Source organism: Micromonospora lacuserhaii (assembly GCF_036902735.1).
Classification (GTDB): Bacteria; Actinomycetota; Actinomycetes; order Mycobacteriales; family Micromonosporaceae; genus Micromonospora.
In genome coordinates this window covers 170,996-194,912 of the sequence record NZ_JBAKHO010000002.1, presented here as the reverse complement: position 1 = coordinate 194,912, position 23,917 = coordinate 170,996, and the positions used below count along the sequence as shown (strand labels likewise).

At 69.5% G+C, this 23,917-nt stretch carries 17 protein-coding genes; 10 read left to right on the top strand and 7 right to left on the bottom strand.

Annotation, left to right across the window (positions count from 1 at the left end):
• Nucleotides 1–69 precede the first annotated feature (69 nt).
• The 3 genes from V6U81_RS02205 (at nt 70) to V6U81_RS02195 (ending at nt 5,878) form a co-directional block, all read left to right on the top strand.
• Nucleotides 70–3,276, top strand: coding sequence for a bifunctional cytochrome P450/NADPH--P450 reductase (locus tag V6U81_RS02205; protein ID WP_334483586.1), 3,207 nt, complete (start codon nt 70–72; stop codon nt 3,274–3,276).
• A gap of 95 nt (nt 3,277–3,371) precedes the next feature.
• Complete coding sequence (locus tag V6U81_RS02200) at nt 3,372–4,421, top strand: zinc-binding dehydrogenase (RefSeq protein WP_334483583.1); 1,050 nt, start codon at nt 3,372–3,374, stop codon at nt 4,419–4,421.
• Nucleotides 4,422–5,263: 842 nt separating this feature from the next.
• Entirely contained in the window at nt 5,264–5,878 is a 615-nt protein-coding gene (locus V6U81_RS02195) for a DNA-binding response regulator (protein WP_334483580.1), read from the top strand.
• Here the strand turns inward: V6U81_RS02195 and V6U81_RS02190 are convergent.
• Both V6U81_RS02190 and V6U81_RS02185 read right to left on the bottom strand, forming a co-directional pair.
• Entirely contained in the window at nt 5,838–8,762 is a 2,925-nt protein-coding gene (locus tag V6U81_RS02190) for a tetratricopeptide repeat protein (protein ID WP_334483578.1), read from the bottom strand. The two genes, V6U81_RS02195 and V6U81_RS02190, sit on opposite strands and share 41 nt — an antisense overlap.
• Nucleotides 8,759–9,298 carry a hypothetical protein gene (locus V6U81_RS02185; protein ID WP_334483576.1) on the bottom strand — a complete coding sequence of 180 codons (540 nt, stop codon included), beginning with the start codon at nt 9,296–9,298 and terminating at the stop codon, nt 8,759–8,761. Before V6U81_RS02185 ends, V6U81_RS02190 begins: the two co-directional genes overlap by 4 nt.
• A 466-nt stretch (nt 9,299–9,764) precedes the next feature.
• On the opposite strand from V6U81_RS02185, the gene V6U81_RS02180 reads away from it, so the two are divergent.
• The 3 genes from V6U81_RS02180 (at nt 9,765) to katG (ending at nt 13,045) form a co-directional block, all read left to right on the top strand.
• Nucleotides 9,765–10,007, top strand: a complete 243-nt coding sequence (locus tag V6U81_RS02180) for a hypothetical protein (RefSeq protein WP_334483573.1) — start codon at nt 9,765–9,767, stop codon at nt 10,005–10,007.
• 309 nt (nt 10,008–10,316) lie between these two features.
• Nucleotides 10,317–10,745 (top strand): Fur family transcriptional regulator, encoded by a 429-nt coding sequence (locus tag V6U81_RS02175; protein WP_334483571.1) that lies wholly within the window; start codon nt 10,317–10,319, stop codon nt 10,743–10,745.
• A 23-nt stretch (nt 10,746–10,768) separates the two neighbouring features.
• Complete coding sequence (gene katG, locus V6U81_RS02170) at nt 10,769–13,045, top strand: catalase/peroxidase HPI (protein WP_334483567.1); 2,277 nt, start codon at nt 10,769–10,771, stop codon at nt 13,043–13,045.
• A gap of 104 nt (nt 13,046–13,149) precedes the next feature.
• Here katG and V6U81_RS02165 read toward each other — a convergent pair whose 3' ends face one another.
• Nucleotides 13,150–14,088 (bottom strand): helix-turn-helix domain-containing protein, encoded by a 939-nt coding sequence (locus V6U81_RS02165; protein ID WP_334483565.1) that lies wholly within the window; start codon nt 14,086–14,088, stop codon nt 13,150–13,152.
• Between the two features lie 107 nt (nt 14,089–14,195).
• Between V6U81_RS02165 and V6U81_RS02160 the strand changes: the two genes are divergently transcribed.
• On the top strand, nt 14,196–15,257 hold the full coding sequence (locus V6U81_RS02160; RefSeq protein ID WP_334483562.1) for a saccharopine dehydrogenase family protein: 1,062 nt from the start codon (nt 14,196–14,198) through the stop codon (nt 15,255–15,257).
• 107 nt (nt 15,258–15,364) lie between these two features.
• Here the strand turns inward: V6U81_RS02160 and V6U81_RS02155 are convergent, their stop codons facing one another.
• Both V6U81_RS02155 and V6U81_RS02150 read right to left on the bottom strand, forming a co-directional pair.
• Nucleotides 15,365–15,814: an iron chaperone gene (locus tag V6U81_RS02155; RefSeq protein ID WP_334483559.1), complete on the bottom strand. Its 450-nt coding sequence runs from the start codon at nt 15,812–15,814 to the stop codon at nt 15,365–15,367.
• A 392-nt stretch (nt 15,815–16,206) separates the two neighbouring features.
• Nucleotides 16,207–16,545 (bottom strand): hypothetical protein, encoded by a 339-nt coding sequence (locus V6U81_RS02150; RefSeq protein WP_334483557.1) that lies wholly within the window; start codon nt 16,543–16,545, stop codon nt 16,207–16,209.
• A gap of 231 nt (nt 16,546–16,776) precedes the next feature.
• Here V6U81_RS02150 and V6U81_RS02145 point away from each other — a divergent pair, with 231 nt between their 5' ends.
• Complete coding sequence (locus V6U81_RS02145) at nt 16,777–17,139, top strand: YciI family protein (RefSeq protein ID WP_334483554.1); 363 nt, start codon at nt 16,777–16,779, stop codon at nt 17,137–17,139.
• 652 nt (nt 17,140–17,791) lie between these two features.
• Entirely contained in the window at nt 17,792–20,389 is a 2,598-nt protein-coding gene (gene rph / locus V6U81_RS02140; protein WP_334483552.1) for a rifamycin-inactivating phosphotransferase, read from the top strand.
• A 147-nt stretch (nt 20,390–20,536) separates the two neighbouring features.
• On the opposite strand, the gene V6U81_RS02135 is transcribed toward rph, so the two are convergent.
• Both V6U81_RS02135 and V6U81_RS02130 read right to left on the bottom strand, forming a co-directional pair.
• Nucleotides 20,537–21,463, bottom strand: coding sequence for an RNA polymerase sigma-70 factor (locus V6U81_RS02135; RefSeq protein ID WP_334483549.1), 927 nt, complete (start codon nt 21,461–21,463; stop codon nt 20,537–20,539).
• Between the two features lie 71 nt (nt 21,464–21,534).
• Nucleotides 21,535–22,290: an SDR family oxidoreductase gene (locus tag V6U81_RS02130; protein WP_334483546.1), complete on the bottom strand. Its 756-nt coding sequence runs from the start codon at nt 22,288–22,290 to the stop codon at nt 21,535–21,537.
• A 376-nt stretch (nt 22,291–22,666) separates the two neighbouring features.
• On the opposite strand from V6U81_RS02130, the gene V6U81_RS02125 reads away from it, so the two are divergent.
• A complete protein-coding gene (locus V6U81_RS02125; RefSeq protein WP_334483543.1) occupies nt 22,667–23,854 on the top strand; it encodes a low temperature requirement protein A in 1,188 nt (395 codons plus the stop codon).
• Nucleotides 23,855–23,917 lie beyond the last annotated feature (63 nt).

Genomic DNA, 23,917 nt, shown 5'->3' with positions numbered 1-23,917 from the left:
GTATGGCTGACGTCTGGCACCCGGATCCATTGGCCGGTCACCGCCGGCAACCTCAGGAAAGGAACCCACGTGTCGAGCAACCTCACGACCATCCCCGCACCGCGCGGGGTTCCGATCGTCGGAAACGCTCTGCAGATCCCGTCCGACGGACCGGCGGCGTTCTTCGAGGAGACGGCCGGTCAGTTCCCCGAGGGCATCTACCGGCTCGCGCTGCCCGGCCGCGAGCTCGTCCTGGTCTCGGACCCGGACCTGGTGGCGGAGCTGTGCGACGAGTCGCGCTTCTACAAGCCGATTGAGAAGCCGCACAGCGACGTGCGGGCGATCGCCGGGGACGGCCTGTTCACCGCGAGGGGGGACGAGCCGAACTGGGGCAAGGCGCACCGGATCCTGATGCCCGCGTTCAGCCAACGGTCGATGAAGTCGTACTTCCCGGAAATGCTCGAGGTTGCCGATGCGCTGGTCGGCAAGTGGCGGCGCGACGAGGGCAAGGACCTCGACGTGGTCGCCGACATGACCCGGCTGACCCTCGACACGATCGGAATCACCGGCTTCGACTACCGGTTCGACTCCTTCCGCAGCGAGGAGGTGCACCCGTTCCTGCAGGCCCTGGCGGACTCGCTGCACGAGGCCATGGGGCGGCTGAAGCAGCCACCCTTCGTCACCGCGATGCGGCGCCGGCAGAACCGGACCTTCGAGGAGAACGTCCGCGTCATGCACTCGCTCGTCGAGGAGGTTATCCGCGAGCGCCGCGCGGGTGGGGGCGATGACCGCCGCGACCTGCTCAGCCTGATGCTCGGCGCGGTCGACCCCGAGACCGGCGAGCCGCTGTCCGACGAGAACATCCGCAACAACGTGGTGACGTTCCTCATCGCCGGGCACGAGACCACCAGCGGTCTGCTGTCGTACGCCCTCTACCAGCTGCTGCGCAACCCGCACGTGCTGGCCCAGGCGTACGCGGAGGTCGACCGGCTGCTGCCCGGTGACACGGTGCCCACCTACGAGACGATCATGAAGCTGAACGTGATCCCGCGGGTCCTGGACGAGACCCTGCGCCTGTGGGGCCCCATCCCGGCGATCGCCCTGGCACCGTACGAGGACACCGTGCTCGGTGGCCGGTACGCACTGCCGAAGGACCAGCAGGTCATGGTCGTGATCCCGGCGCTGCACAAGCACCCCAAGGCGTGGGACCGGCCGACCGAGTTCGACATCGACCGGTGGCTGCCGGAGAACATCGCCCAGCACCACCCGCACGCCTACAAGCCGTTCGGCAACGGCGAGCGGGCCTGCATCGGCCGGCAGTTCGCCCTCACCGAGGCCCGGCTCGCCCTGGCCCTGCTCCTGCAGAACTTCGCGATCATCGACCAGAACGACTACCAGATCAAGGTCAAGGAGACGCTCACCCGCAAGCCGGACAACTTCATGGTGCGGGTGCGCTCCCGGCAGCCGTACGAGCGATTCGACACCGAGGTGCGGGCGGTGCCGGAGTCGCCTGCGGCGGCGGCCGCGGTGAACGTCGTCGGCGTCACGCTGCGCGTCGCGTACGGCTCGAACCTGGGCGCGTCGGAGGATCTCGCGCGGCAGCTGGCCGGCCGGGCCGAGCAGTCCGGCTTCGACACCACCGTGCTCACGCTGGATGAACTGGCCGACAACCCGCCCACCGACGGGATCCTCGTCGTGGTCACGCCGAGCTACAACGGCAAGGCCCCCGACAACGCGCAGCGCTTCGACGCCCTCGCCGCCGCCGGCGGACTGACCGCGGATTCGATGTCGAAGGTGCGGTTCGCGGTGCTCGGCAACGGCAACACGCACTGGCTCACCTACCAGGCATTTCCCAAGCGGGTGGAGGCGGCGCTGCTGGCGGCCGGCGCCACGTCGATCGTGCCGCGCGGTGAGGTCGACGCGAACGGCGACTTCGACGGCATGGCGACCACGTGGATGAACGCACTGTGGACGGCGCTGGCCGAGCAGTACGGTGCGGATACCAGCGCCAGCACCGGCCCACGGCTGTCGCTGGAGGTCCTCACCGAGGCGCAGGTGCGCCCGGCAGTGGTCTCCGAGAAGGCGTACCCGATCACCGTCGTGGCCAGCGAGGAGCTGGTCGGCGACCCGACCGGGCTGTGGGACTTCAGCGTGGAGGCACCCCGCCCGCAGGCGCTGTCGATCACCGTCGAGCTGCCCGACGGGGTCGGCTACGAGACCGGCAACCACCTCGCCGTCTTCGGCAAGAACGACCCCGAGTTGGTGACGCGGGCGCTGCGGCTGCTGCGGGTACCCCGCGATCAGGTGGTACGGCTGCGCCGCGCGGACGCCAGCAGCGGCGCCCACCTGCCGATCGACCAGCCCGTGACCGCGGAGCTGCTGCTGACGGAGTTCGTCGAGCTGCAGGAGGTGGCCAGCCGGACGCACCTGCGGGCACTGGCCGAGCACACCCAGTGCCCGTGGACCACCGGCCAACTGCAGGGGTACTTCGACGACACCGACGAGGCGCGCCGGCGCTACCAGGATGAGATCCTCGCCAAGCGGGTCTCGGTCCTCACCCTGCTGGAGCGGTTCCCCGCCGTCGAGTTGCCGCTGGCCGCCTTCCTGGAGCTGGCCGGGCCGATCCGGCCCCGGTTCTACTCCATCTCCTCGGCCGCCATGGTCGAGCCGAACCGGCCGCGACTGACCGTCGGCCTGCTGGAGGGTCCGGCCCTGTCCGGCGACGGGGAGTACCGCGGCCTGGCCTCGCAGTACCTGGCCCGGCTGCGGCCCGGCGACGTGTTCTTCGGGTACGTCCGCGTCCCGGCCCCGCCGTTCCACCCGCCGGCCGACCCGGCCACGCCGATGATCCTCGTCGGTCCCGGCACCGGCTTCGCGCCGCTGCGCGGCTTCCTCGAGGAGCGCGCCGCTCAGCAGGCGAGCGGTGTCGAGGTCGGTCTGTCGAAGGTGTTCTACGGCTGCCGGCACCCGGAGCACGACTGGTTCTACCGCGACGAGATGCAGTCCTGGGAGCAGGCTGGCATCGCCGAGGTGCACCTGGCGTTCTCCACCGTGCCCGGTCACCCGCACAAGTACGTCCAGGACGCCATCACCGCCGACGGCGACGCGATCTGGGACGCGATCGAGAACGGCGCCCACATCTACGTCTGCGGCGACGGCCGGCGGATGGCCCCGTCGGTACGCCAGGCGCTGGCCGGCATCTACTGCAGCCACACGGGCGGCAGCGCCGACGACGCCGAGAAGTGGCTCGACCAGCTCGAGGACGACGGGCGCTACCAGCAGGACGTCTTCGCCTGATCACCCGTGCCGAGCGGCGCGAGAGCGCGCCGCATTCGGACACCATGCCCGCGCGGTGGGGGCCACCGTGAACACCGCGAGACAAGGAGAACGTCATGTCCACCATGCTTGCCGGCCGACTCGACTACAAGACCGGCGCGTTCGCCATGGAGGAGGTACCCGTCCCGCAGCCCGGACCGGGCCAGGTGCGGATCAAGGTCGCCGCGGCCGGCATCTGCCTGTCCGACGTCCACCTCATCGACGGGAGCCTGCGGCTGGACACCGCCGTGGACAAGGTGACCCTGGGGCACGAGGTGGCCGGCGTCATCGACTCCGTCGGGGCGCAGGTGCCCGCCGACTGGCAGGTCGGGCGGCGCGTGCTGCTGCAGGCCGGCCAGCCCTGCGGCGCCTGCCCGCCCTGCCGCCTGGGGCGGGTGGCCCAGTGCCAGCACCCGCTGACCCGCGGGGTCGACTACGACGGCGGCTGGGCCGAGTACGCCATCGCCGAGCACTTCACCCTCGTCGGCGTACCCGACGACCTTCCCCTGGAGCAGGCCGCGATCATCCCCGACGCGGTCTCCACCCCCTGGGGTGCGATCGTCGGCACCGGTGACGTACGCCCCACCCAGGCGGTCGGCGTGTGGGGGCTGGGCGGTCTGGGGGCCCACGCGGTGCAGTTGCTGCGTCTCGTCGGGGCCGCCCCGATCGTCGCCGTGGATCCCCTGGCGGATGCCAGGGCGCGGGCCCTCGCCCTGGGTGCCGACCACGTCCTCGACCCCGGCGCCGCCGACTTCGCCGAGCAGGTACGCCGGATCACCGGCGGACGCGGCCTCGACGTCGCCTTCGACCTGGCCGGTGCCCCGCCGGTCTGGACCCAGGCCCAGACGGTCCTCGCCAACGAGGGCAAGCTGGTCCTGGTCGGGCTGGCGCCCCAACCGCTGACCATTCACCAGACCACCCTGTTCAGCTTTCTGAAGCAGCAGGTCCGCGGCCACTACGGCAGCGCACCGGAGCACGTCGAGCAGCTCGTCTCCCTGGTGGGCCACCACCGCCTCGACCTGTCCGGGTCGATCACCGATGTGCTGCCGCTGTCCGAGGCGCCCCGAGGCGTCGAACGGCTGGTGAAGAAAGAAGGCAGCCCGATCCGGCTGATCCTCAAGCCCTGACACCTACTGCGGGTCGTGAGGCTGTCGCCTCCTACTCCGGCGGTCGACGCTGGCGTGCCGGCAGGGTGGGTCACCCTGCCGGCATCGGCTGGACAAGGAGACCGGCTGTGGCGTGAACCTGCCTCGCGCAGCGACCCGGTGGTCATGCGCCAGGTCACTGTGCGAGGGCGTCCGCGCCGTTGGAATTCGGTTTGTATCCGAGGGTGGACTGAACCCTCAACTACATGATCCCGTTGGTAGCAGAGCTGCCGTTGCCTTGAATCGGTGGCTGGCGGGTCAATGTCGTGGCAGCCGGCAATGCCGCCTGGACGCACGATCTGGGTCAGCAGGCAGCCACATGGCCAGCGGCAATGGCGCACCGCCTGGGTCACGGTACGTGGACCAGCAGCATCTCGTGGTCGCCGGTGCCTGTCCGACCTGCGCGCGGCCACGCTGCGCTTAGATTGGGTTCGCTTTTGGGTCTTAGCTTTTGAGAGCGTTCGTCAGCACGTTGGAGACGACGTCCGGCAGTACGGGAATGTCCCGCTCCATGAGCTCGTCACTTATGTCCCTAGCGCTTCGCCCGGGATCTTCCGCATGCAGCCTGATGATCAGGTTGATGACCCGCTCATCGAGAGCATCGGCACCCCGAACGATGCGAGCAGGCCTGTAGTAGGGGTCCGTGTGCCCGTATGTCATGGACCTACCTCCTAGAGTTGCCTCCTGACGCTATGAGCGCAGATGGCTGCGGGTCCAGGACACTTCCTTGGCACGGTCGTCGCTCGCGGGTGCACGGTCCTGCCACCGATATGGTGCTTGCTGCCCAAGGCGATCCCGGGTTCGGGGAGAGGCAGGCCGGTCACATGGTCGACGTTGCAGTCGTCGACCCGTTGCCCCTATTCCGGGCCGGCGTAGCGGCCGCGCTCGCGGCCGCTGCGCATGTCGTCGAGCAGCCACCCGACTTGCTCGCCTGGGCACGGGATCATCCGGCCTCCGTCCTGGTGCTGACCCTCGGCTCGGAACGGGATTGGTCGCTACTGACCACGGTGACTTCCCGGTACACCGCCGTAGCAGTGGTCGCGCTGACCTCCGATGCAATTCCGGCCGCCGGCGTCCGGGCGGTACGGGCGGGAGCCCGTAGCATTCTGCTGCGCTCGACGACGCCCGAGGCTCTACGGCAAGCGGTACAGGCGGCAGCCGACGGCGTGTCCATCCTGCCGGCCGACGTCCTCCGCGCCTTAGGCGGGCACGAAGGTGCGGTATCCCTGAACATGCCTCGGCCCCTGTCAGAAGAGCAGCTGTCGTGGCTCCGTGCGCTCGCCACAGGCAGCACGGTCACCAGACTGGCGTCCATGGCCGGTTATTCGGAGCGGGCGATGTATCGGATACTGCGCAGCCTCTACGCGCAGCTCGGCGTACACACCCGGACCGAGGCTCTCATTCGGGCGCAGAGCCTGGGTCTGATCGATCCACGGTGACCCTGCCCTCGAACGACGCGATGATCGCGTCCAGCGTGCGGACAGCCGATTGCTGCCTCAGCACCACCAGCATCTTCAGCATCCGCCGAGCCATGCCGAGGGGGCGCCGGACCCCGGCCTTGTTGAACGCCTCGGTCGCGGGCGCTAGCCGGTCGCCGCGACAGACATGCAACCCACACACGGCGAACCCGACAAAGTCGAGCGCTGCGAAGTCTCGAGGGTCGCTCCTGAGGATGGCGTTAGCATCGTCGAACAGTTGAACGAAGTCGGTCCGTGCCGCTGCAGGGTCGATGCGCACCCGAGTCACGGCACGAATGGCGATGACGATCAACGCGTCCCGGTCGGTTCTGCCACGCGCTGCGGGCACGATCGCCTGTGCGGCCTTGTTCGGTCGCCGCATGAGGAGGTACGCAAGGGCAAGGGTGGTACGCGCCCTCCGGAACACACGCCGGTCGCCGTCGACCAATGCGTGTTCGGCGCTTCTCTCCGCAATCGCCACCGCTTCCGCCACCACGGGCGAGCGATCTTCGGCGTGGTCAACGGCATCGAGAAGACGGGTGGCAGTAGCCTCGAAACACTCGGCGACTAGTCGCCCGGTCCTCTCAACCTGCTCGATGAGCACGAGGGCCTTCGTGGCGTCGCCCTGCTCCATGGCGCTGCGCGCTCGCGCGAGGTCGAGCCGCAAGGACTCCAGCGGCCCGAGTTCCTGAAGGACACGGGCTTTGTCCTGCAGCGCGAACGCGACATCGTACTCACCCCAACGCAGATGACAGTCAGCGAGACCGTTCAGCGCTCTCGCCTCGCCCCGCCCGTCGCCGCCCTTCTTTGCGAGCTCATACGCCTCCTGGTAGCGCCGTTTCGCGCCTTCTGTGTCATGTAGGAGCCACAACGCGTGGGCAAGGTTGCTGATCGTCAGTGAGCGATCGTTCGGTTGGCCAGCGGACGCCGTTAGTTCGACGGCACGTTCAAACATGACCCGGGCGTCCTCGAACCGCCCCTTGTCGACATAGATCTGCCCGATCGCGTTGCACGTTACGAGCTCGGCCTCAGGCCCGAGATGGCCCTGCATCCGCAAACGTGGACCGAGGAGCAGTTCGTGGCGGTTGAACTGCTCCAGCTTCGACTGCAGAGCCTCAACCCGGCCGAACGCGAGCCGGTACCGCCCCGCAGTCAGCAGGATGTCGACCTCATGGAGCAGCGGATCCAGATGTTCAACCTTGGTCACGGTTCGGCGCCCTCGCTCGGCCATGACCGCGGCGGCACGCTGCAGCAGCGTCTCCCCGCGATGCGGCATGGCGGCCAGGACGAGGTCCCGGTCGGCATCGCGCACATAGAACAGCCCGGCCGCCGTGTCGATGATGCGCCGTTTGACGAGCCACTGGAGAACATTTTCGACGCGTTGCTTGCCGTACTCGGTGGGTAGCAGGGCACGTATCGCCTGCTCGTTGACCGGTGTACCGAACGCGGCGACCGCCTCCAGCACCTGGCGCGCCGTCGGATCGAGGGACTCGATAATCCGATCGAAGACGAAACCAGGCACACGAGCGACTGGCACGCGGGTAAGCCCGTTGACGACCTCGCCCAGCGATGTATGGCCGCGACCGCCGAATGTCATGATGAGCTCCGCCAGACGCGGAAGTCCTCGGGTGAGCCGGTGTGCCTTCGCGATGACCCGGTCGGACGTGGACCGGGACACGAGGTCACTATCGTGGTCGAGACGGCGCAGCAATTGCCCGAATTGCTCCGGCAGAAGCCCCTCGTCGATCCGGACGTGTCTGGCTTGCATGGCCCAGCTGTGACCGGGGCTTGCGCGCGGCGGCTCGCGGCAGATCAGCACCACCGTGATTCTGTGGTGCTTGCGGCGGGCGTAGAGGCGGTCGAAGACATCCTCCAGTTCCAGATCGACCAGGCGATGGCTGGTCGGGTCCTGCAGGTGATCGGCCGCGTCCAGCACAATGATTGCTCGGGCACCGCGTGTCTGCTTGATCGCCCGGTCAATGTGCAGGCGGAGACTCTCGTTTGCCGCATCGCCGGGTCGAGCCTTTCCGGCCTTGCCACCGGTGAGCACGGAGGCTCCGAGCGGCGAGTCTCGCTGTACCAGGTGGTACCGGACTACAGGTGCCTTACCCGGTTGCTCATCGATGTCCTCGACGACCTTGGCCAGCTCGCCTCGCACGAGCGTCGTCTTGCCCACCCCGTCTGGCCCGCTGACTATGACGATGCCGGGCTCTTCCCGAGTTAGCTCGGCGCGGACAGCGGTGGCCTCCCGAACGCGCGGCACCAAAGTGGAAGTTGCACCATTCACGTGCGAGGGGCTGCCGCCGGAGTCGGCTGGTCGGCTGCCGAGGGCGACGACGAGCTGATCGATCTCCTGTTCCAGCCGGCCCGCCTGGCGTATGTGAAAGTCTCGGTCGCCGCGACTCTCGTCGCGCAGCTGGTCGCGGTGGTATGCCAGACGATGCCGCATGCGCTGCAACCGACCGTCGTTGGTCTCGCGGAAGCGCAGCGCCCGCCGCAACGCGCGCAGGCCAGCGTCACGCCCCTTGCTGAAGTCCACCGTAAGGTGACCCCATGTTCGCTCGAACTCAGTCCCATCCGAATCGATCCGCAGGTTGACGATTTCAAGTCCTTTGGCTTGCGCAAAGTCAAGTTCCCGTCGGCACATCCGTGCGTTGACCGCGAAGCGGGAACGTACAAACATGACCAGCTCGCAGGTCTCCAGCAACGCCGGAATGCTCTCTACCCAGAGGGTGCCAATCGCGAGGCTGAACTTGTCGAGGTGCGGAGTTACCCCAAAGTCACCGCTTTTGAGCTCCCGGTACAGCCAGTTCGCGAATTCGGCGTCGCCGTGGCTGTGCGAATAGCAGATGAACACGCGGGTCATGACTCCGCCGCCTTCGGCAGCGGCAGATTCAGCGGGATGAGATCCGCGGCCTCGGGCACCTGCAACTGGCGGCGCGCTGCGGCGTAGAAGGCGAGCAATCCGTCAAGTGTCCGACTCCGCGGGGTGAAGTCACCGAACTCTTCCTTACGGGGGTCGGCGCCAGTCAGCGCTTCTGTTCGCAGAGCCCATGCATCGCGGACAACGGCACGAGCGGCCTCTTGCGTCGCGCGATTGCCGAGCAGCCGGACCTCCGCCATCAACTCCTGCAGCGTGCGATGCTCGCGGTCAAGCTCCTGCTGGAGCGTACGCCGCTGGTCTGCGTCGAGGTCCGGCGCTGCCTCCTCGCTGATGTCCACTATCCGACGGGTGCAGGCCGCGAATTTCGCACATGCCGTATGAAGGGTGATATCCCAGCGAGTGCGGAGCGCCGCGCTGGCGCGGAACTTCTCCAGCATGAGCGTAGGGAGGAAGCCGATGCCGGCTCCGACGACGACGGGAATCAGGGGAATCAGCAGCTTGGTCCAGGTGTCGCCCATCGGCACCTCCGCGTTAACGATAACCCTGCGTCAATGATGCGCTACTTTACGCAGATGGCCCAATCCTCCGTAAGGCCGACGAGGGACGCAATGGCCAGTTGGCAGACGATGTTCGGCATGCTGGCCGTGCAGTCGAAGTGACGGCCTAGGGTGTGTCCTGCCGATCTTGTAGTTGTTGATCGTTGACGATGTGTCGGTGGTGCGTCGTGGTGAGTGACCGATGGGGCGTGGTTGGTGATCGCGCCGTTGTTTCCCGAGCCTGGTGGGTCGCGGGGCGGTGGCGGGATCACCGGCAGGTCACCACCTTCTCCACCTGCGACGCCATCCAGCAGGGACTGCCGCACATGTGGTGCGACAAGTGGTGGCGGATGTGCGACCGCGACCCGGTCACCACCTGGGTCGACGGCCGGATCGCCCTCCTGGGCGACGCCGCCCACCCGCCGCTGCAGTACATGGTGCGCGATCTATGGCGATCGAGGACGGGTGGGTACTCGCCGGGCACGTCGAGCGACTTCGAGGCGACGACGGCGCCGTCGACTGGGCGGGCGCACTCGCGGCCTTCGAGGCGGTCCGACCGGAGCACTGCCGACGTGTGGTGCTGACGGCTCGCGGGTGGGGCGAACTGTGGCACCTCGACGGCGTCGAGCGCGAGGGCGTCCCCGGCACACCTTCTGCTGGTGTCCGGGATGCCGGCCGGCGGCCGGATTGAAAGGGCGATCTCCACCGGGCCGGCATCCGTCGGCGCCGTCGTGGCGCGTACGTGGTGGGGGGAGTTCCCGCCGTTCCTCCCTGCCGGGTTGCCCTTGTCATGCCCGGACGGTCGGTGATCTCACCCTCGAGCGCTTGCTCCAGGATCCGCTTTGTGGGCTGCTGCAGCAGCCCGCCATCGCCGGTCAGTTGCCACCCGGTCGCCCGGGTCTGCGCTCCCAGCTGGGCGACCGGGTCTGCGTCGAAGGCGGGCGGGTCGAGGTCGAAGCAAAACTAGATTCATTCCAAAAGAGTGGACTATGTTCATCACATGACGTCCGACTTCGAGGCGCAGTTGCGGGCCGTCTCGTTGCGCGTGACCCGGCCCCGACTGGCGGTGCTCGCCGCGCTGCGCGACCACCCGCACGTCGACACCGACGCGGTGATCGCGCTGGTACGGGCGGGTCAGCCCACCGTCTCCCACCAGACGGTGTACGACGTGCTGCGCGCGCTCACCGACGCCGGTCTGGTGCGGCGCATCCAGCCTGCCGGTGCGACCGCCCGCTACGAGTCCCGGGTCGCGGACAACCACCACCATGTCGTGTGCCGCTCCTGCGGCGCGATCGCCGACGTCGACTGCGCCGTCGGCCATGCTCCCTGTCTCACCGCCTCGGACGACCACGGTTTCGTGGTCGACGAGGCGGAGGTCGTCTATTGGGGCACCTGCCCTGACTGTGCGACCGAACGAACGCCCCAGTGATCCGCCAGCTCGGAAGGAAGCAGATGAGCGACACCCAGGACAACGGTCCCACCAGTGCGCAGGGCGTGGACCAGAAGGCAGCGGCCGGCTGCCCGGTCGCGCACGACTCCGTGACCGCGCAGGGCAGCGAGAGCGAGAACCCCGCGATCGACTCGCCGACCCCGAAGACCGGAGGTCGTCCGCGCACCAACCGGGACTGGTGGCCCAACCAGCTCGACCTCTCGGTCCTGCACGCCCACTCGTCCAAGGGCAACCCGCTGGGGGAGAGCTTCAGCTACGCCAAGGAGTTCGCCAAGCTCGACGTCGAGGCCCTCAAGCAGGACATCGTCAAGGTCCTCACGACCTCGCAGGACTGGTGGCCGGCCGACTTCGGCCACTACGGCGGCCTGATGATCCGGATGAGCTGGCACGCCGCCGGCACCTACCGCATCGAGGACGGTCGCGGCGGCGCCGGCGACGGCGGTCAGCGGTTCGCCCCGCTCAACAGCTGGCCGGACAATGCCAACCTCGACAAGGCCCGCCGGCTGCTGTGGCCGGTCAAGCAGAAGTACGGCCAGAAGATCTCGTGGGCCGACCTGCTCGTGCTCGCCGGCAACGTCGCCCTGGAGTCGATGGGCTTCAAGACCTTCGGCTTCGGCTTCGGTCGCGAGGACGTGTGGGAGCCCGAGGAGATCTTCTGGGGTCCGGAGGACACCTGGCTCGGCGACGAGCGCTACGCCTCCGAAAAGGAGATGGCGGCCGGCGTCGGGGCGACCGAGATGGGTCTCATCTACGTCAACCCGGAGGGCCCCCGCGGCAACGCGGACCCGGCCGCGGCGGCGCACTTCATCCGCGAGACCTTCCGGCGGATGGCGATGGACGACGAGGAGACCGTCGCGCTCATCGCCGGTGGCCACACCTTCGGCAAGACCCACGGCGCCGGCGTCGCCGACGGCCACGTGGGCGCGGAGCCCGAGGGGGCCCCGCTGGAGACGCAGGGCCTGGGCTGGCTGAGCACCTACGGCAGCGGCAAGGGCGGGGACACGATCACCAGCGGGCTCGAGGTGACCTGGACCGACCGGCCGACGCAGTGGAGCAACCGTTACTTCGAGATCCTCTTCGGCTACGAGTGGGAGCTCACCACGAGCCCCGGCGGCGCGAAGCAGTGGGTCGCCAAGGACGCCGAGGCGATCATCCCGGACGCCCACGACCCGTCGAAGAAGCACAAGCCGACGATGCTCACGACCGACCTGTCGCTGCGCGTCGACCCGGCGTACGAGAAGATTTCGCGCCGCTTCCTGGAGAACCCCGACCAGTTCGCGCTGGCCTTCGCCAAGGCCTGGTACAAGCTGCTGCACCGCGACATGGGTCCGGTCAGCCGCTTCCTCGGGCCGTGGGTCCCGGAACCCCAGCTGTGGCAGGACCCGGTGCCGGCCGTCGACCACGAGCTCGTGGGTGACGCCGACGTCGCCGCCCTCAAGGCGAAGGTCCTGGAGTCCGGCCTCACGACCGCCCAGCTCGTCTCCACCGCCTGGGCCTCCGCCGCGAGCTTCCGGCACACCGACAAGCGTGGCGGCGCCAACGGCGCGCGGATCCGCCTCGAGCCGCAGCGCGGCTGGGAGGTCAACCAGCCCGAGCAGCTCGCGACGGTCCTGGCGACCCTCGAAGGCATCCAGCGGGAGTTCAACTCCGCCGGCGGCGCGAAGATCTCGTTCGCCGACCTGATCGTGCTGGCCGGCTCGGCCGCCGTGGAGAAGGCGGCGCGCGACGCCGGCGTCGAGGTGACCGTGCCGTTCCGCCCGGGCCGCACCGACGCCACTGCGGAGCAGACCGACGTCGAGTCCTTCCGGGTCCTCGAGCCGCGCGCCGACGGGTTCCGCAACTACCTGCGTCCCGGCGAGAAGACCCAGCCGGAGGTGCTGCTCGTCGACCGTGCCTACATGCTCAACCTGACCGCGCCCGAGATGACCGTCCTCGTCGGCGGCCTGCGCTCCCTCGGCGCCAACTCCGGCGGCACCCGGCACGGCGTCCTCACCGACCGGCCGGGCGTGCTCACCAACGACTTCTTCGCCAACCTGCTCTCCCCGGGCACCCGGTGGAAGGCGTCGGAGTCCGACGAGCACGTCTACGAGATCCGCGACGTGGCCACCGACGAGGTGAAGTGGACCGCTACCGCGGTCGACCTCATCTTCGGCTCCAACTCCCAGCTGCGAGCCCTCGCGGAGGTCTACGCCAGCCAGGATGCCCGCGACAAGTTCGTGTCCGACTTCGTCGCAGCCTGGACCAAGGTCATGGAACTCGACCGGTTCGACCTCGCCTGACCCGGCCTTAACCGACGAGCCCCGGTCGATCCACCAGCGATCGACCGGGGCTCGCCCGCCACTGAATGCGGTCACCGGACATGGCTTCAGGCCGACGCCGAGAGTCAGGCCCTGCGGAAGGTGCGACGGTAGGCGTCCGGAGGCACGCCGACGGTGCGGTGGAAGTGTCGGCGCAGCGTCGTGGCGGTTCCCATCCCAGCCGCCTGGGCGATGGCGTCGATACTGTTGTCGGTGTTCTCCAGCAGCTCCTGGGCCCGGCGGATCCGCTGCGTCGACAGCCACTGCAGCGGGGTGGTGCCTGTCACCGACCTGAAGTGGCGGGCCAGGTTGCGCGAGCTCATGTTCGCCTGGCGAGCCAGGTCCTCCACGGTCAGCGGCCGGTCGAGCCGTTCCATCGCCCAGGGGAGCAGGTCGGCGAGGGGATGGTCGTCGCGGGCGGGCACCGGGGTGGTGACGAACTGGGCCTGACCGCCGGCGCGATGCGGGGGCACGACCAGGCGGCGGGCGACGGCGTTGGCGACCGTCGAGCCGTGGTCGCGGCGAATCAGGTGCAGGCACAGGTCGATCGCGGCGGCTTTGCCGGCGGAGGCGAGCACAGTGCCGTTGTCGACGTAGAGCACGTCCGGGTCGACCTTCACCCTGGGATAGCGGGCGGCCAGCGCCTCGGTGTGGGCCCAGTGCGTGGTCGCGCGCAGCCCGTCCAGCACCCCGGCGGCGGCCAGCACAAACGCACCGGTGCACAGCGAGACCATCCGAGCGCCCGCCTCGTGGGCCGCGCGGACGGCGTCGAGCAGGTCGGGTGGCACGTCCGCGTCGATGTCTTCCACGGCAGGGATGATCACGGTGTCGGCGCGGGCGAGCCGGTCCAACCCGTCGTCAGGTTCCATCCGGAATCTGCCGATCCGGACCGGGCCTGGGCCGCAGACCACGAGGTCGTACCACGGGTCTGCCAGGCCGGAGGGGTCGCGGACGAAGACCTCGCAGGCCATGGCGAGCTCGAAGTGCAGCATCGCGTCGGTGGCGGCGAGCGCGATAGTGGCCATGTCCGAAACTGTACGGGGCATGGCGTTCCAGACACTGGTCCGGGGCTGGCCGCTGCGGGAGGCTCTCCTCAGTCGATCTTTTCGAGGAGTACGGGGAGGAACCGCAGATGGGTTCGAGTCAGATCGTGGCGGTGTTCGGTGCGTACGGACACACCGGGCGGTTCGTGGTGACGGAGTTGCGCGATCGCGGGTTCGTCCCGCTCCTCCTCGGCCGCGATGCGGGCAAGCTCCAGGCGATGGCGGCGTCGCATCCGGGGCTCGAACACCGGGTGGCGTCGGTCGACGATCCAGCCTCGCTCGACCAGGCATTGAAGGGCGCGGCCGCGGTCATCAACTGCGCCGGCCCGTTCGCCTCGACTGCGGCCCCCGTCATCGAGGCCGCGCTGCGCACCGGGGTGCCGTACGTGGATGTGGCGGCCGAGATCGAGGCCAACCTCGACACGTTCACGCACTTCACCGACCGCGCTCGCACCGCAGGCGTCGCGGTGGTCCCGGCGATGGCCTTCTTCGGCGGACTCGGCGATCTGCTGGTCACGACGGCGATGGGCGATTGGACGGCGGCCGACGAGGCGCACGTCGCGTACGGACTGAGCAGTTGGCACCCCACGGCCGGGACCCTCGCCTCCGGCACCGTCTCCCGGGAGCGGCGCGATGGCCACCGTGTCCGCTACACCGGAGGCCGGCTGGAGTATTACGTCGACGAGTCCAGCCTGCCGACCCTGGAATGGGACTTTCCCGCTCCGCTGGGCCGTCGGGCCGTCCTCGGCGAGTTCACGATGGCCGACGTCGTCACCGTCCCCAGCCACCTGTCCATCCCCGAGGTGCGCACGTACATGACCACCGACGCGGCCAAGGACCTGGCCGCCAAGGACACACCCGCACCGACTGCGATCGACGAGCTCGGCCGGTCCGCGCAGACGTTCACCGTCGACGTCATCGTGCGCTCCGGCGACACGCAACGCCGCGTCGTGGCCAGGGGTCGGGACATCTACGCCATCAGCGCACCGCTGGCGGTCGAAGCGGTCCATCGCATTCTCGGCGGTCGGACGAGGACGAGCGGCGTCGCCTCCGCCGGCGAGATCTTCGACGCGCCCGACTTCCTCCGTGCGCTGTCCGCGCACATCTCGCTCGAACCGCGCCACGAGTCCCGGGTGCCGCAGTTCACCTGATCGCCCAGCCGCAGGTGACAGCCCAGACAAGCCCTGAGGACACCGTCGCGGCCTGTACCCACCTTACCGGCGGAGGTCACCTACGCGAGGTGGTGAGAGGTCTCTGGTCAGGAGACCGCGGCCTTCACCAGCTCGACGACCTTCTTCTCTACCGCGGGGCTCCACTTCTGCAGCGCGTACGACACCGGCCACAGGTCTCCGTCGTCGAGGTTGGCCGTGTCCTGGAAGCCCAGGGTCGAGTACCGGTAGTTGAACTTGCCCGAGTCCTGGAAGAAGACGACGATCTTGTCGTCCGCGTTCGCGTAGGCGGGCATTCCGTACCAGGTCTTGGGCGACAGCTCCGGGGCGGTAGCGGTCACCGTCACGTGCACGCGCTCGGCGAGCGCACGATCTTCCGGCGCCATCTGCGCGATCCGGTCGAGGACCGCTTGCAGCCCGTCGGCCTTCTTGGCGCCCTTCTTGCCCTCGGCGCGCAGCTCGGCGGCGCGCTCCTTCATCGCGGCACGCTCCTCGGGGCTGAAGCCGTCGGACACGGTCGGGGAGGTCTTCGCGGACATTCTCGGGCTCCCTTTCGCCGTTCAAAGGCTCGGCGTATGCCGGCCACCTGGGAAAGGCTAGGCCGGACGACGCCCTGGCGCTTCTCGATTCCTGATCGGTTCGGAGGCCCGGACGAGGCGTTCGGGTAGCGCGCCGTTCACCGGGGGAGCGTCCCGGCCCTGCCGCCGGCCGCGGGCGTCCGGTGCGGCCCGGTCGTGCCGGGTTGAGTGCGCCACCCAGCCCGGAGGCACTCGGCTCGCCGACGTGGTCCTGCCCACCCACCACTGCGCATTGAAGAGGGGCATTTCGCCGAGGCGCCGGCTGGACGCCAAGATTGGCCCGGTCCCCGAGGGGTGGGGCTGGGAAGCTCACGCTGGTCGCCGGCCGATGAGGATAGTGCGCCTCGCAGCCGCTACTGCAGCGGCTGGTAAGCGTCATGCTCGCCGTAGTAGATGACGGCCATCGTTGCCTCCTCCGGCGAGGGGATGGCATCAGCCCGCCACTCGCTCCAGACCTCGATGACTTCGACGGCGAGAACAACTTCGAGTAGGTAGTGGTGACCGGACTCTGTCGTCAAACCTTCTGGGACGTCGTCACCTCGAAGTACTACCGCGTCCGTCGACGGCGTCCATGGACGTTTGGCGTAGATCGTCGGACCTGCCGAGTACCCGTCGCCGGCCGGGATGTCGTGCAGGCTGGAGACCACTTCGAGGAGGCTTGCCATGACCGCGATCTTAAGGTCCGTGGTCATGAGCCGAGGTGAGCGTTACTGTTCTGCCGCTGTCAAGGCGCGCCGGTCGCTGGTCGGCTCGTCACCGTCCGTGCCGGCGGTCTGCGTGGCTATGGCATCCGGAACTGCCGATGTGAGTGCGACGGTTGACCGGTTGACAGAAATCAAGCTGGAGAGTGTCGGATCGGCCGGATGCCGTTCGTAGCGTATGCAGAGACGGACGTCGGGTCCGGACGATCAGAGGGAGCGGATATGCCCGAGTACCTCATCTACTTCAATCAGCAGTGGGTGGGTGACCACACCGAGGAGTGGTTCCGCGGGCGCGGGCCACTCGCCAGGGCGGTCGTTGATGAGATCAAGGCCGCCGGGGCATTCGTCTTCGCCGGGGGCCTGGAGGAAGAGGACGGCCCGGTCTTCAGCGCAGACGCCACAAGCGGTGCGATGGTCTTCACCGACGGGCCCTATGTCGAGAGCAAGGAGTTCCTGGGTGGCCTGACCATCGTGGACGTGCCGGATGAGGCGACCGCCCGGATGTGGGCCGGCAAAATCGCGGAAGCATGCGGCTGGCCGCAGGAGGTTCGCCGGTTCAAGCCGCGGCGCGTCTTGCAGGGATGAGATCGTCACTCGTCGGCTGAGGCGTGGCCGGCACCGGGGCGACGTCGCTGCTGCGGTACCGGCAAGGATTCGACCAGACACGGCTATGGGGGCGGCCAGAAAAGTGCCGCCCCCGGAGCCGGCCGACGAAAGCGCTTCGCCGTACTCATCTGCCGCTGATGGGGCGTTGGCGGATCCACCTGCGGGACAGGTCCGGGACCCGCCGGAGGTGCCCGGCACGCTCCAAGCGGTCGAAGGATCTCAGCCCGCGGCGGACGACAAAAAACAAAGGCAAGAAGATCCCACTCCCTGCCACTTCTAACGTATAGCGCACAGGGGGGCTTGCGGCAAGACCCGGGTCCTGCCGCAGAATCGGCGGCCGGACCCAGCACCGACGAGGAAATGGGGGGCACGCCGTGGGTGTGTTGTCGATGTACGGGGGACCCCGCGACCTCGAACCGCTGATGAGATTGGCGGTGCAGTTGCGGGCGCTTGACGCGGAGGTGCGGGGGTGCGCGCCGCCCGACCGGGCGCAGCGGCCGGCCGACTCGTCGGAGGGAAGCCGACCAGACATGAGGACGTGCCCGACAAGAGGTTCGACACAGCTGGAGGCGCCGGTGATTCGATCGGCCAGTGCGGTGCAACGGAGCACGACTGCCTCGGAGGTATCGCAATGATCGAGCAGTACGTGTTGGATCTTCTAGAGGTTGACGCGACGCAGGTCGCGGTCGTTGGCGGCAAGGCCGCGCACCTGGGCGGGGTGTCGCGGATAAAAGGCATCCGCGTGCCGGCTGGGTTTTGCGTGACGACGGCCGCCTTCCGGCGGATCATGGCGGAAGCGCCGTCGATCGATGATCGGCTCGATCAGCTGTCGCGCCTGAACCCGGATGACCGGGAGGCGATCCGCAGGCTCAGCGCGGAGATCCGCCGGACCATCGAAGGGATCGCGATCCCGGGCGATCTGGCGGCGGCGATCACCCGCGCGCTCGCCCGGCTCGGCGAGCAAGCCGGCTACGCCGTGCGATCCAGCGCGACAGCAGAGGACCTGCCGACGGCATCCTTCGCCGGCCAGCAGGACACGTACCTGAACGTCGTGGGGCCGGCGGCGATCCTCCAGCACGTCAGCCGGTGCTGGGCGTCGCTGTTCACCGAGCGGGCCGTGACCTACCGCCTGCGGAACGGCATCGACCACCGTACGGTCCACATGGGCGTGGTCGTGCAGCAGATGGTCTTCCCGGATGCGGCCGGCGTCCTGTTCACGGCCGACCCCGTCACGGGCAACCGGAAGGTCGCCACCGTGGAAGCCAGCTTCGGCCTCGGCGAGGCCCTGGTTTCCGGCCTGGTGAACCCGGACGTCTTCAAGGTGCGCGACGGCGAGGTCGTCGCGGAGGCGGTCGCCGCCAAACAGCGTGCCGTTCACGCCCTGCCGGCTGGCGGGACGCAGGAAGTGGCGATCGACCCGCAGCGGCAGGAGCAGCCGGCGCTGACGGATGCGCAGGTCGCGCGGCTCGTGCAGCTCGGGCGGCGGATCGAAGCGCATTTCGGCCGCCCGCAGGACATCGAATGGTGCCTGGTCGACGATGACTTCCAGATCGTGCAGAGCCGGCCGATCACCACGCTGTTCCCCATCCCCGCGGCCCGCGACCGGGAGAACCACGTCTACGTCTCCGTTGGTCATCAGCAGATGATGACCGACCCCATGAAGCCACTGGGCGTCTCCGTGTGGCAGCTGACGGCCATGGCGCCGATGCACGAGGCCGGCGGGAGGCTGTTCGTCGACGTCACCCGGCGCCTGGCCTCGCCCGCGAGCCGCGCCGGCCTCCTGGAGGTGGTGGGGAGGGGCGATCCGCTGATCAGGGACGCGCTGGAGACCGTCCTCGACCGCGGCGACTTCGTTCCGACGCTCCCGGAGGCTGGTCCCGGCGGGTCGCCGGCCGGCGGCGCGTCCGCCCCGATCGAGACCGATCCGGCCATCGTCACCGAGCTGATCGAGCGCAGCCAGGCCTCCATCGCCGCCCTGCGGCGCGACATCGCGACGTTGACCGGACCGGCGCTGTTCGACTTCCTGCTGGAGGCCTTCCAGGAGCACAAGCGAGTCCTCAGTGATCCCTTGAGCATGCAGGCGATCATGGCGGGGATGGAGGCCACCTGGTGGCTCAACGACCAGCTGCGGGAGTGGCTGGGCGAGAAGAACGCTGCCGACACGCTCACGCTGTCCGCCCCCGGCAACGTCACGTCAGAGATGGGGCTGGCGCTGCTCGACGTCGCGGACGTGATCCGGCCGCACCCGGAGGTGGTGGCGTTCCTGCAGGGCGTGGAGGACGAGGGCTTCCTGGACGAGCTGCCGAAGCTCGCGGGCGGGACCGAAGCGCGCGACGCCATCGAGGCCTACCTCGACCGGTACGGCATGCGCTGCGTCGGCGAGATCGACATCACGAGGCCGCGTTGGCGCGAACGCCCCAGCACGCTCGTGCCCGTGATCCTCGACAACGTCAGGAACTTCGCGCCGGGCGCCGCCGAGCGGCGCTTCGAGCAAGGGCGGCAGGAGGCGCAGAAGAAGGCGCAGGAGGTGCTCGAACGCCTGCGGGCACTGCCGGACGGGGAGCAGAAGGCCGACGAGACCAAGCGGATGATCGACCGGGTCCGGACCTTCATCGGCTACCGGGAGTACCCGAAGTACGGCATCGTCAGCCGCTCCTTCGTCTACAAACAGGCCCTGCTGGAAGAGGCCGAGCGCCTCGTGCAGGCCAACGTGCTCGCGGAGAAGGAAGACATCTTCTACCTCACGTTCCAGGAGCTCCACGACGTCGTGCGCTCGGGCCAGGTGGATGACCAGCTCATCCGGCAGCGCAAGGACGCGTTCCGGTCGTACCACGCGCTCACGCCGCCCCGGGTGCTGACATCGGATGGCGAGGCCATCGCCGGGGCGTACCGACGCGACGACGTGCCGGCCGGCGCCCTGATCGGCATACCGGTCTCGGTCGGGACCATCGAAGGGCGCGCCCGCGTCATCCTGGACATGGCCCAGGCTGATCTCGAACCGGGTGACATCCTCGTCACGGCCTACACGGACCCGAGCTGGACACCCCTCTTCGTAGGCATCACAGGCCTGGTGACGGAGGTCGGAGGATTGATGACACACGGCGCAGTGATCGCACGGGAGTACGGCCTGCCGGCGGTCGTCGGTGTGGTGGATGCCACCCGGCTGATTCCCGATGGGCAGCGGATCCGCGTGCACGGAAGCGACGGGTACGTCGAGATTCTGCCTTGACCGGCGGCGCCGGGCCTGGCCGCCGAGCTGATTCCCGTTCGCCCGACCGGGCGTCTCGCGTCGCCCGGCTCACCCCCACGGAGAACGCAGCCGTCCGCGCTCGTCGGTGATGCCGGGCACTGGATGATCACCCGGCCGGCCCTCCGCTCAGCCGCCGGCCGCGAAGTCCCGCAGCTTGTCCGGGTTGAGCACCAGGAGCAGCCCTTCGATCCCGCGCGCCGAGGCGTCCAGGGCGACGACGGCGAGCGGATTGCCGTCGGCGTCGAGCACGAGCAGCGCGGCGTCGCCGTTGGCCTCGACGAGCTGGAAGGTCGCGGCGTACCAGTACTTGCGGAGGACATTGTCGAGGAGGTTCGCCACCCGGGCTGCGCCGCGCACGTCCTTGCGGGCGGCGGGCACCTGGCCGCCGCCGTCGGAGTGGGCGATCACGTCCGCGGTGAGGAGCCGCTCCAAGGCGGCCAGGTCGCCGTCGCGGGCGGCGGCGAGGAACGCCTCGGCCAGCCGGCGCCGCTCCGGCGGGCCAACGGGGGTCGACCGGTCCGAGGCGAGGTGCCGCCGCGCCCGCCCGGCGAGCTGGCGGGCGTTGGCCTCGGAGGTGTCCAGCACCGCGCCGATCTCCCGGTACGGGTAGCCGAACGCCTCTCGCAGCACGTAGGCGGCACGCTCGGTCGGGGTGAGCTTCTCCAGCAGCAGCAGGACCGCAAGGTCCAGCGCCTCCGCCCGCTCGGCGCCCAGCGTCGGGTCGGCGGAGGTGTCCACCGGCTCGGGCAGCCACGGCCCGACGTACGTCTCGCGGGTGGACCGCGCCGACGTCGCGGCGTTGATCGCCAGCCGGGTCGTGGTGGTGGTGAGGAACGCCGCCGGGTTGTGCACCGCTCGGCGGTCGGTGCCCTGCCAGCGCAGCCACGCGTCCTGCACGATGTCCTCGGCCTCGGCGACGCGGCCGAGCATCCGGTAGGCGAGCCCGAACAGTCGCGGGCGGACGGCCAGGAACGCCTCCACATCCGTCGCCGGGACCGTGTCCCCGCCACTGGTCGACCGGGCGGGACCCCCGATGTCCGGCTCGCTGCTCACCTCCACAACCTAGGCGCCCACGGCAGGGTCGCGGGGGCGGCCGTCTCCGACAGCGGCCGCCCCACGAGCCACTAGCGGGCCTGGGCGGAACTGGCGCGCCAGTCCTCGATGCGGGTTTCGGCGCGCCGGGCGCCGTCGGCCGGCACCAGCGAGCGTTCCGCCAGCACCGCGCCGAAGTACGGCGCCGCGGGGTCGCCCACCACCTCACGAGGGTCGTGCCGGGCCGCCAGGGTGGCCCGGCCCAGCTCGTCGAGGCGGAACTGCTCGGGGCCGCCGACCTCGACGACCGCATTCGTCGGCGTGCCCGCCGCCACCTCGGCCACCGCGGCCGCCACGTCGTCGGCGGCCATCGGCTGGATCAGCACCGGGGCGAGGTGCACGGTGTCGCCCACCGTCGCGCTGTCGACGATGCCCGGCACGAACTCGAAGAACTGGGTCGCCCGTACGACCGACCAGGGGAGCGCGGACGCCTCGATCAGCTTCTCCTGGGCGACCTTCGCCCGCATGTACCCGCTGTCCGGGATCCGGTCGGCGCCGACGACCGAGAGCGCCACGTGGTGCCGTACGCCGGCTGCGGCCTCCGCGGCGAGCAGGTTGCGGGTGGACGTCTCGAAGAACTCCAGCACGTCGGCGTCGGCGAACGAGGGGGAGTTCGACACGTCGACGACGACGTCGGCGCCGTCGAGCGCCTCGGCCAGGCCCGCCCCGGTCAGCGTGTTGACGCCGGACTTGGGGGAGGCGGCCACCGTCTCGTGGCCCCGCTCACCGAGGATGGCCACGACCTTCGAGCCGATGAGTCCGCTGCCGCCGATGACGACGATCTTCATGATGGGATCACTTCCTGTCAGCCGGCGGTGCATCCTGGCACCGCCATTGTCATCCGATACGACCAGGCAGGGCGCCGATCCGTGACAACCGAGGCAGCGCCCCCAGGGACCCGGGGTGGGTCCGGGTTCGGCGAACCGGCGGTGACGCTCGGTGCCGGCCACATAGCATCGGGGAGAGCCGACCCGGACCCATCGGTCATCCGGTGACCGCCCTGGCCGGAAGGTGTCCGCGGATGCGGCGCCGGCGTGCGGGACGTCCAGCGCCGCCCGCCGGCGTTCGTCTGGATGATCAGGAGAGCAACGGCATGAACGCCTGCCGCGTGGTCGCGCACGACCGTCGGGGCCACGGCCTCTGCGGCGCGTACTGATCAGCCAGATGCCGCCGGCACCGGCGGCCCGGGATCGCCGGGCGACGCCGTTCGAGATCTTCTTCGACCTCGTCTTCGTCTTCGCGCTCACCCGGATCATGGCGCTGATCGGGCAGCCGCCGACCCTGGTTGCCATGGCGCAGGGGTTGCTCCTGCTGGTGTTGCTCTGGATCGCCTGGGGGTCGTACACCTGGTTGGGCAACCAGACGCCGGCGGACGTCGGTGTGGTCCGGGCGGGGGTGCTCGTCGGCATGGCGGCGTTGTTCGTCGCCGCGCTGGTCATGCCCCGGGCCTGGACGCCCGGACCGGGCCTGGACGGACCGCTGCTCCTCGCGCTGGCCTATGTGCTGCTGCGCGTGGTGCATCTGACGCTGTACCACTGGGCGGCGGGGAGCGTGCCCGGCCTGCGGGCCCGGATCCGGTTCTTCGCGGGCATCAGCGTGCTCAGCTGGGTGCCGCTGCTGCTCGGCGCGCTGCTCGGCGGGGCGGTGCAACCCGTGCTGTGGGTGCTGGCGTTCGTCGTGGAGATCGGCGGGCAGCGCCTCTCGTACGGCCGGCGCGGTGCCTGGCCACTGCAGAGCCCGAGCCACTTCTCCGAGCGGCACGGGCTCGTCGTGATCATCGCGCTCGGCGAGTCGCTGGTCGCCGCCGGTGTCGGGGCCAGCCCCGCGGTGACCGCGCTGCCGGTCCTCGGGGTCGCCGTGCTCGGCCTGACCGTGACCGTGTGCCTGTGGTGGCTGTACTTCGACGCCGCCGCGCCCGCGGGTGCCCGCGCCCTGCGTGCGGCCACCGGGGACCGGCGCGACCGGATCGCCTCCGACGCCTACAGCCAGGCCCACGTGCTGCTGATCATCGGCGTGATCTACCTGGCGGTCGGCATCGAGCAGGTGCTCGCGCACGTCGCCGAGCCGTACGCCGCCGAGCCGGACACCGGCGGGCACCACGCCGTCGGGTCGTCGCTGGCCTGGCCGACCGCTGTCGCCCTGTACGGCGGCGCCGCGCTCTACCTGGCCGGGCGGCTGCTCTTCCTCCGGCTCTCCACCGGCGCCGTCGAGCCGGTGCAGGTGGCGTTCGCCGCCCTGGCGCTGCTCCTGACGCCGCTCGGCCACGTGCTGCCCGCCGTGGTGGCGCTCGGCGTGCTCGCGCTGCTGTTGATCAGTGCTGCCGGCCACGAGCGGCTGAGCCGTGGCGGGTGAGCATCGTCGCCGGGGCCACCCCCGGCGGCCCGGCCGGGCCGTGAAACCGGACCCTCGCCGACC

Excerpts from the sequence above, each read along its gene's own strand:
- V6U81_RS02200 (WP_334483583.1), top strand. The coding sequence starts at position 3,372 with ATGTCCACCATGCTTGCCGGCCGACTCGACTACAAGACCGGCGCGTTC.
- V6U81_RS02195 (WP_334483580.1), top strand. The coding sequence starts at position 5,264 with ATGGTCGACGTTGCAGTCGTCGACCCGTTGCCCCTATTCCGGGCCGGC.
- V6U81_RS02190 (WP_334483578.1), bottom strand. The coding sequence starts at position 8,762 with ATGACCCGCGTGTTCATCTGCTATTCGCACAGCCACGGCGACGCCGAA.
- V6U81_RS02185 (WP_334483576.1), bottom strand. The coding sequence starts at position 9,298 with ATGGGCGACACCTGGACCAAGCTGCTGATTCCCCTGATTCCCGTCGTC.
- V6U81_RS02180 (WP_334483573.1), top strand. The coding sequence starts at position 9,765 with ATGGCGATCGAGGACGGGTGGGTACTCGCCGGGCACGTCGAGCGACTT.
- V6U81_RS02175 (WP_334483571.1), top strand. The coding sequence starts at position 10,317 with ATGACGTCCGACTTCGAGGCGCAGTTGCGGGCCGTCTCGTTGCGCGTG.
- katG (WP_334483567.1), top strand. The coding sequence starts at position 10,769 with ATGAGCGACACCCAGGACAACGGTCCCACCAGTGCGCAGGGCGTGGAC.
- V6U81_RS02165 (WP_334483565.1), bottom strand. The coding sequence starts at position 14,088 with ATGGCCACTATCGCGCTCGCCGCCACCGACGCGATGCTGCACTTCGAG.
- V6U81_RS02160 (WP_334483562.1), top strand. The coding sequence starts at position 14,196 with ATGGGTTCGAGTCAGATCGTGGCGGTGTTCGGTGCGTACGGACACACC.
- V6U81_RS02155 (WP_334483559.1), bottom strand. The coding sequence starts at position 15,814 with ATGTCCGCGAAGACCTCCCCGACCGTGTCCGACGGCTTCAGCCCCGAG.
- V6U81_RS02150 (WP_334483557.1), bottom strand. The coding sequence starts at position 16,545 with ATGACCACGGACCTTAAGATCGCGGTCATGGCAAGCCTCCTCGAAGTG.
- V6U81_RS02145 (WP_334483554.1), top strand. The coding sequence starts at position 16,777 with ATGCCCGAGTACCTCATCTACTTCAATCAGCAGTGGGTGGGTGACCAC.
- rph (WP_334483552.1), top strand. The coding sequence starts at position 17,792 with ATGATCGAGCAGTACGTGTTGGATCTTCTAGAGGTTGACGCGACGCAG.
- V6U81_RS02130 (WP_334483546.1), bottom strand. The coding sequence starts at position 22,290 with ATGAAGATCGTCGTCATCGGCGGCAGCGGACTCATCGGCTCGAAGGTC.
- V6U81_RS02125 (WP_334483543.1), top strand. The coding sequence starts at position 22,667 with ATGCCGCCGGCACCGGCGGCCCGGGATCGCCGGGCGACGCCGTTCGAG.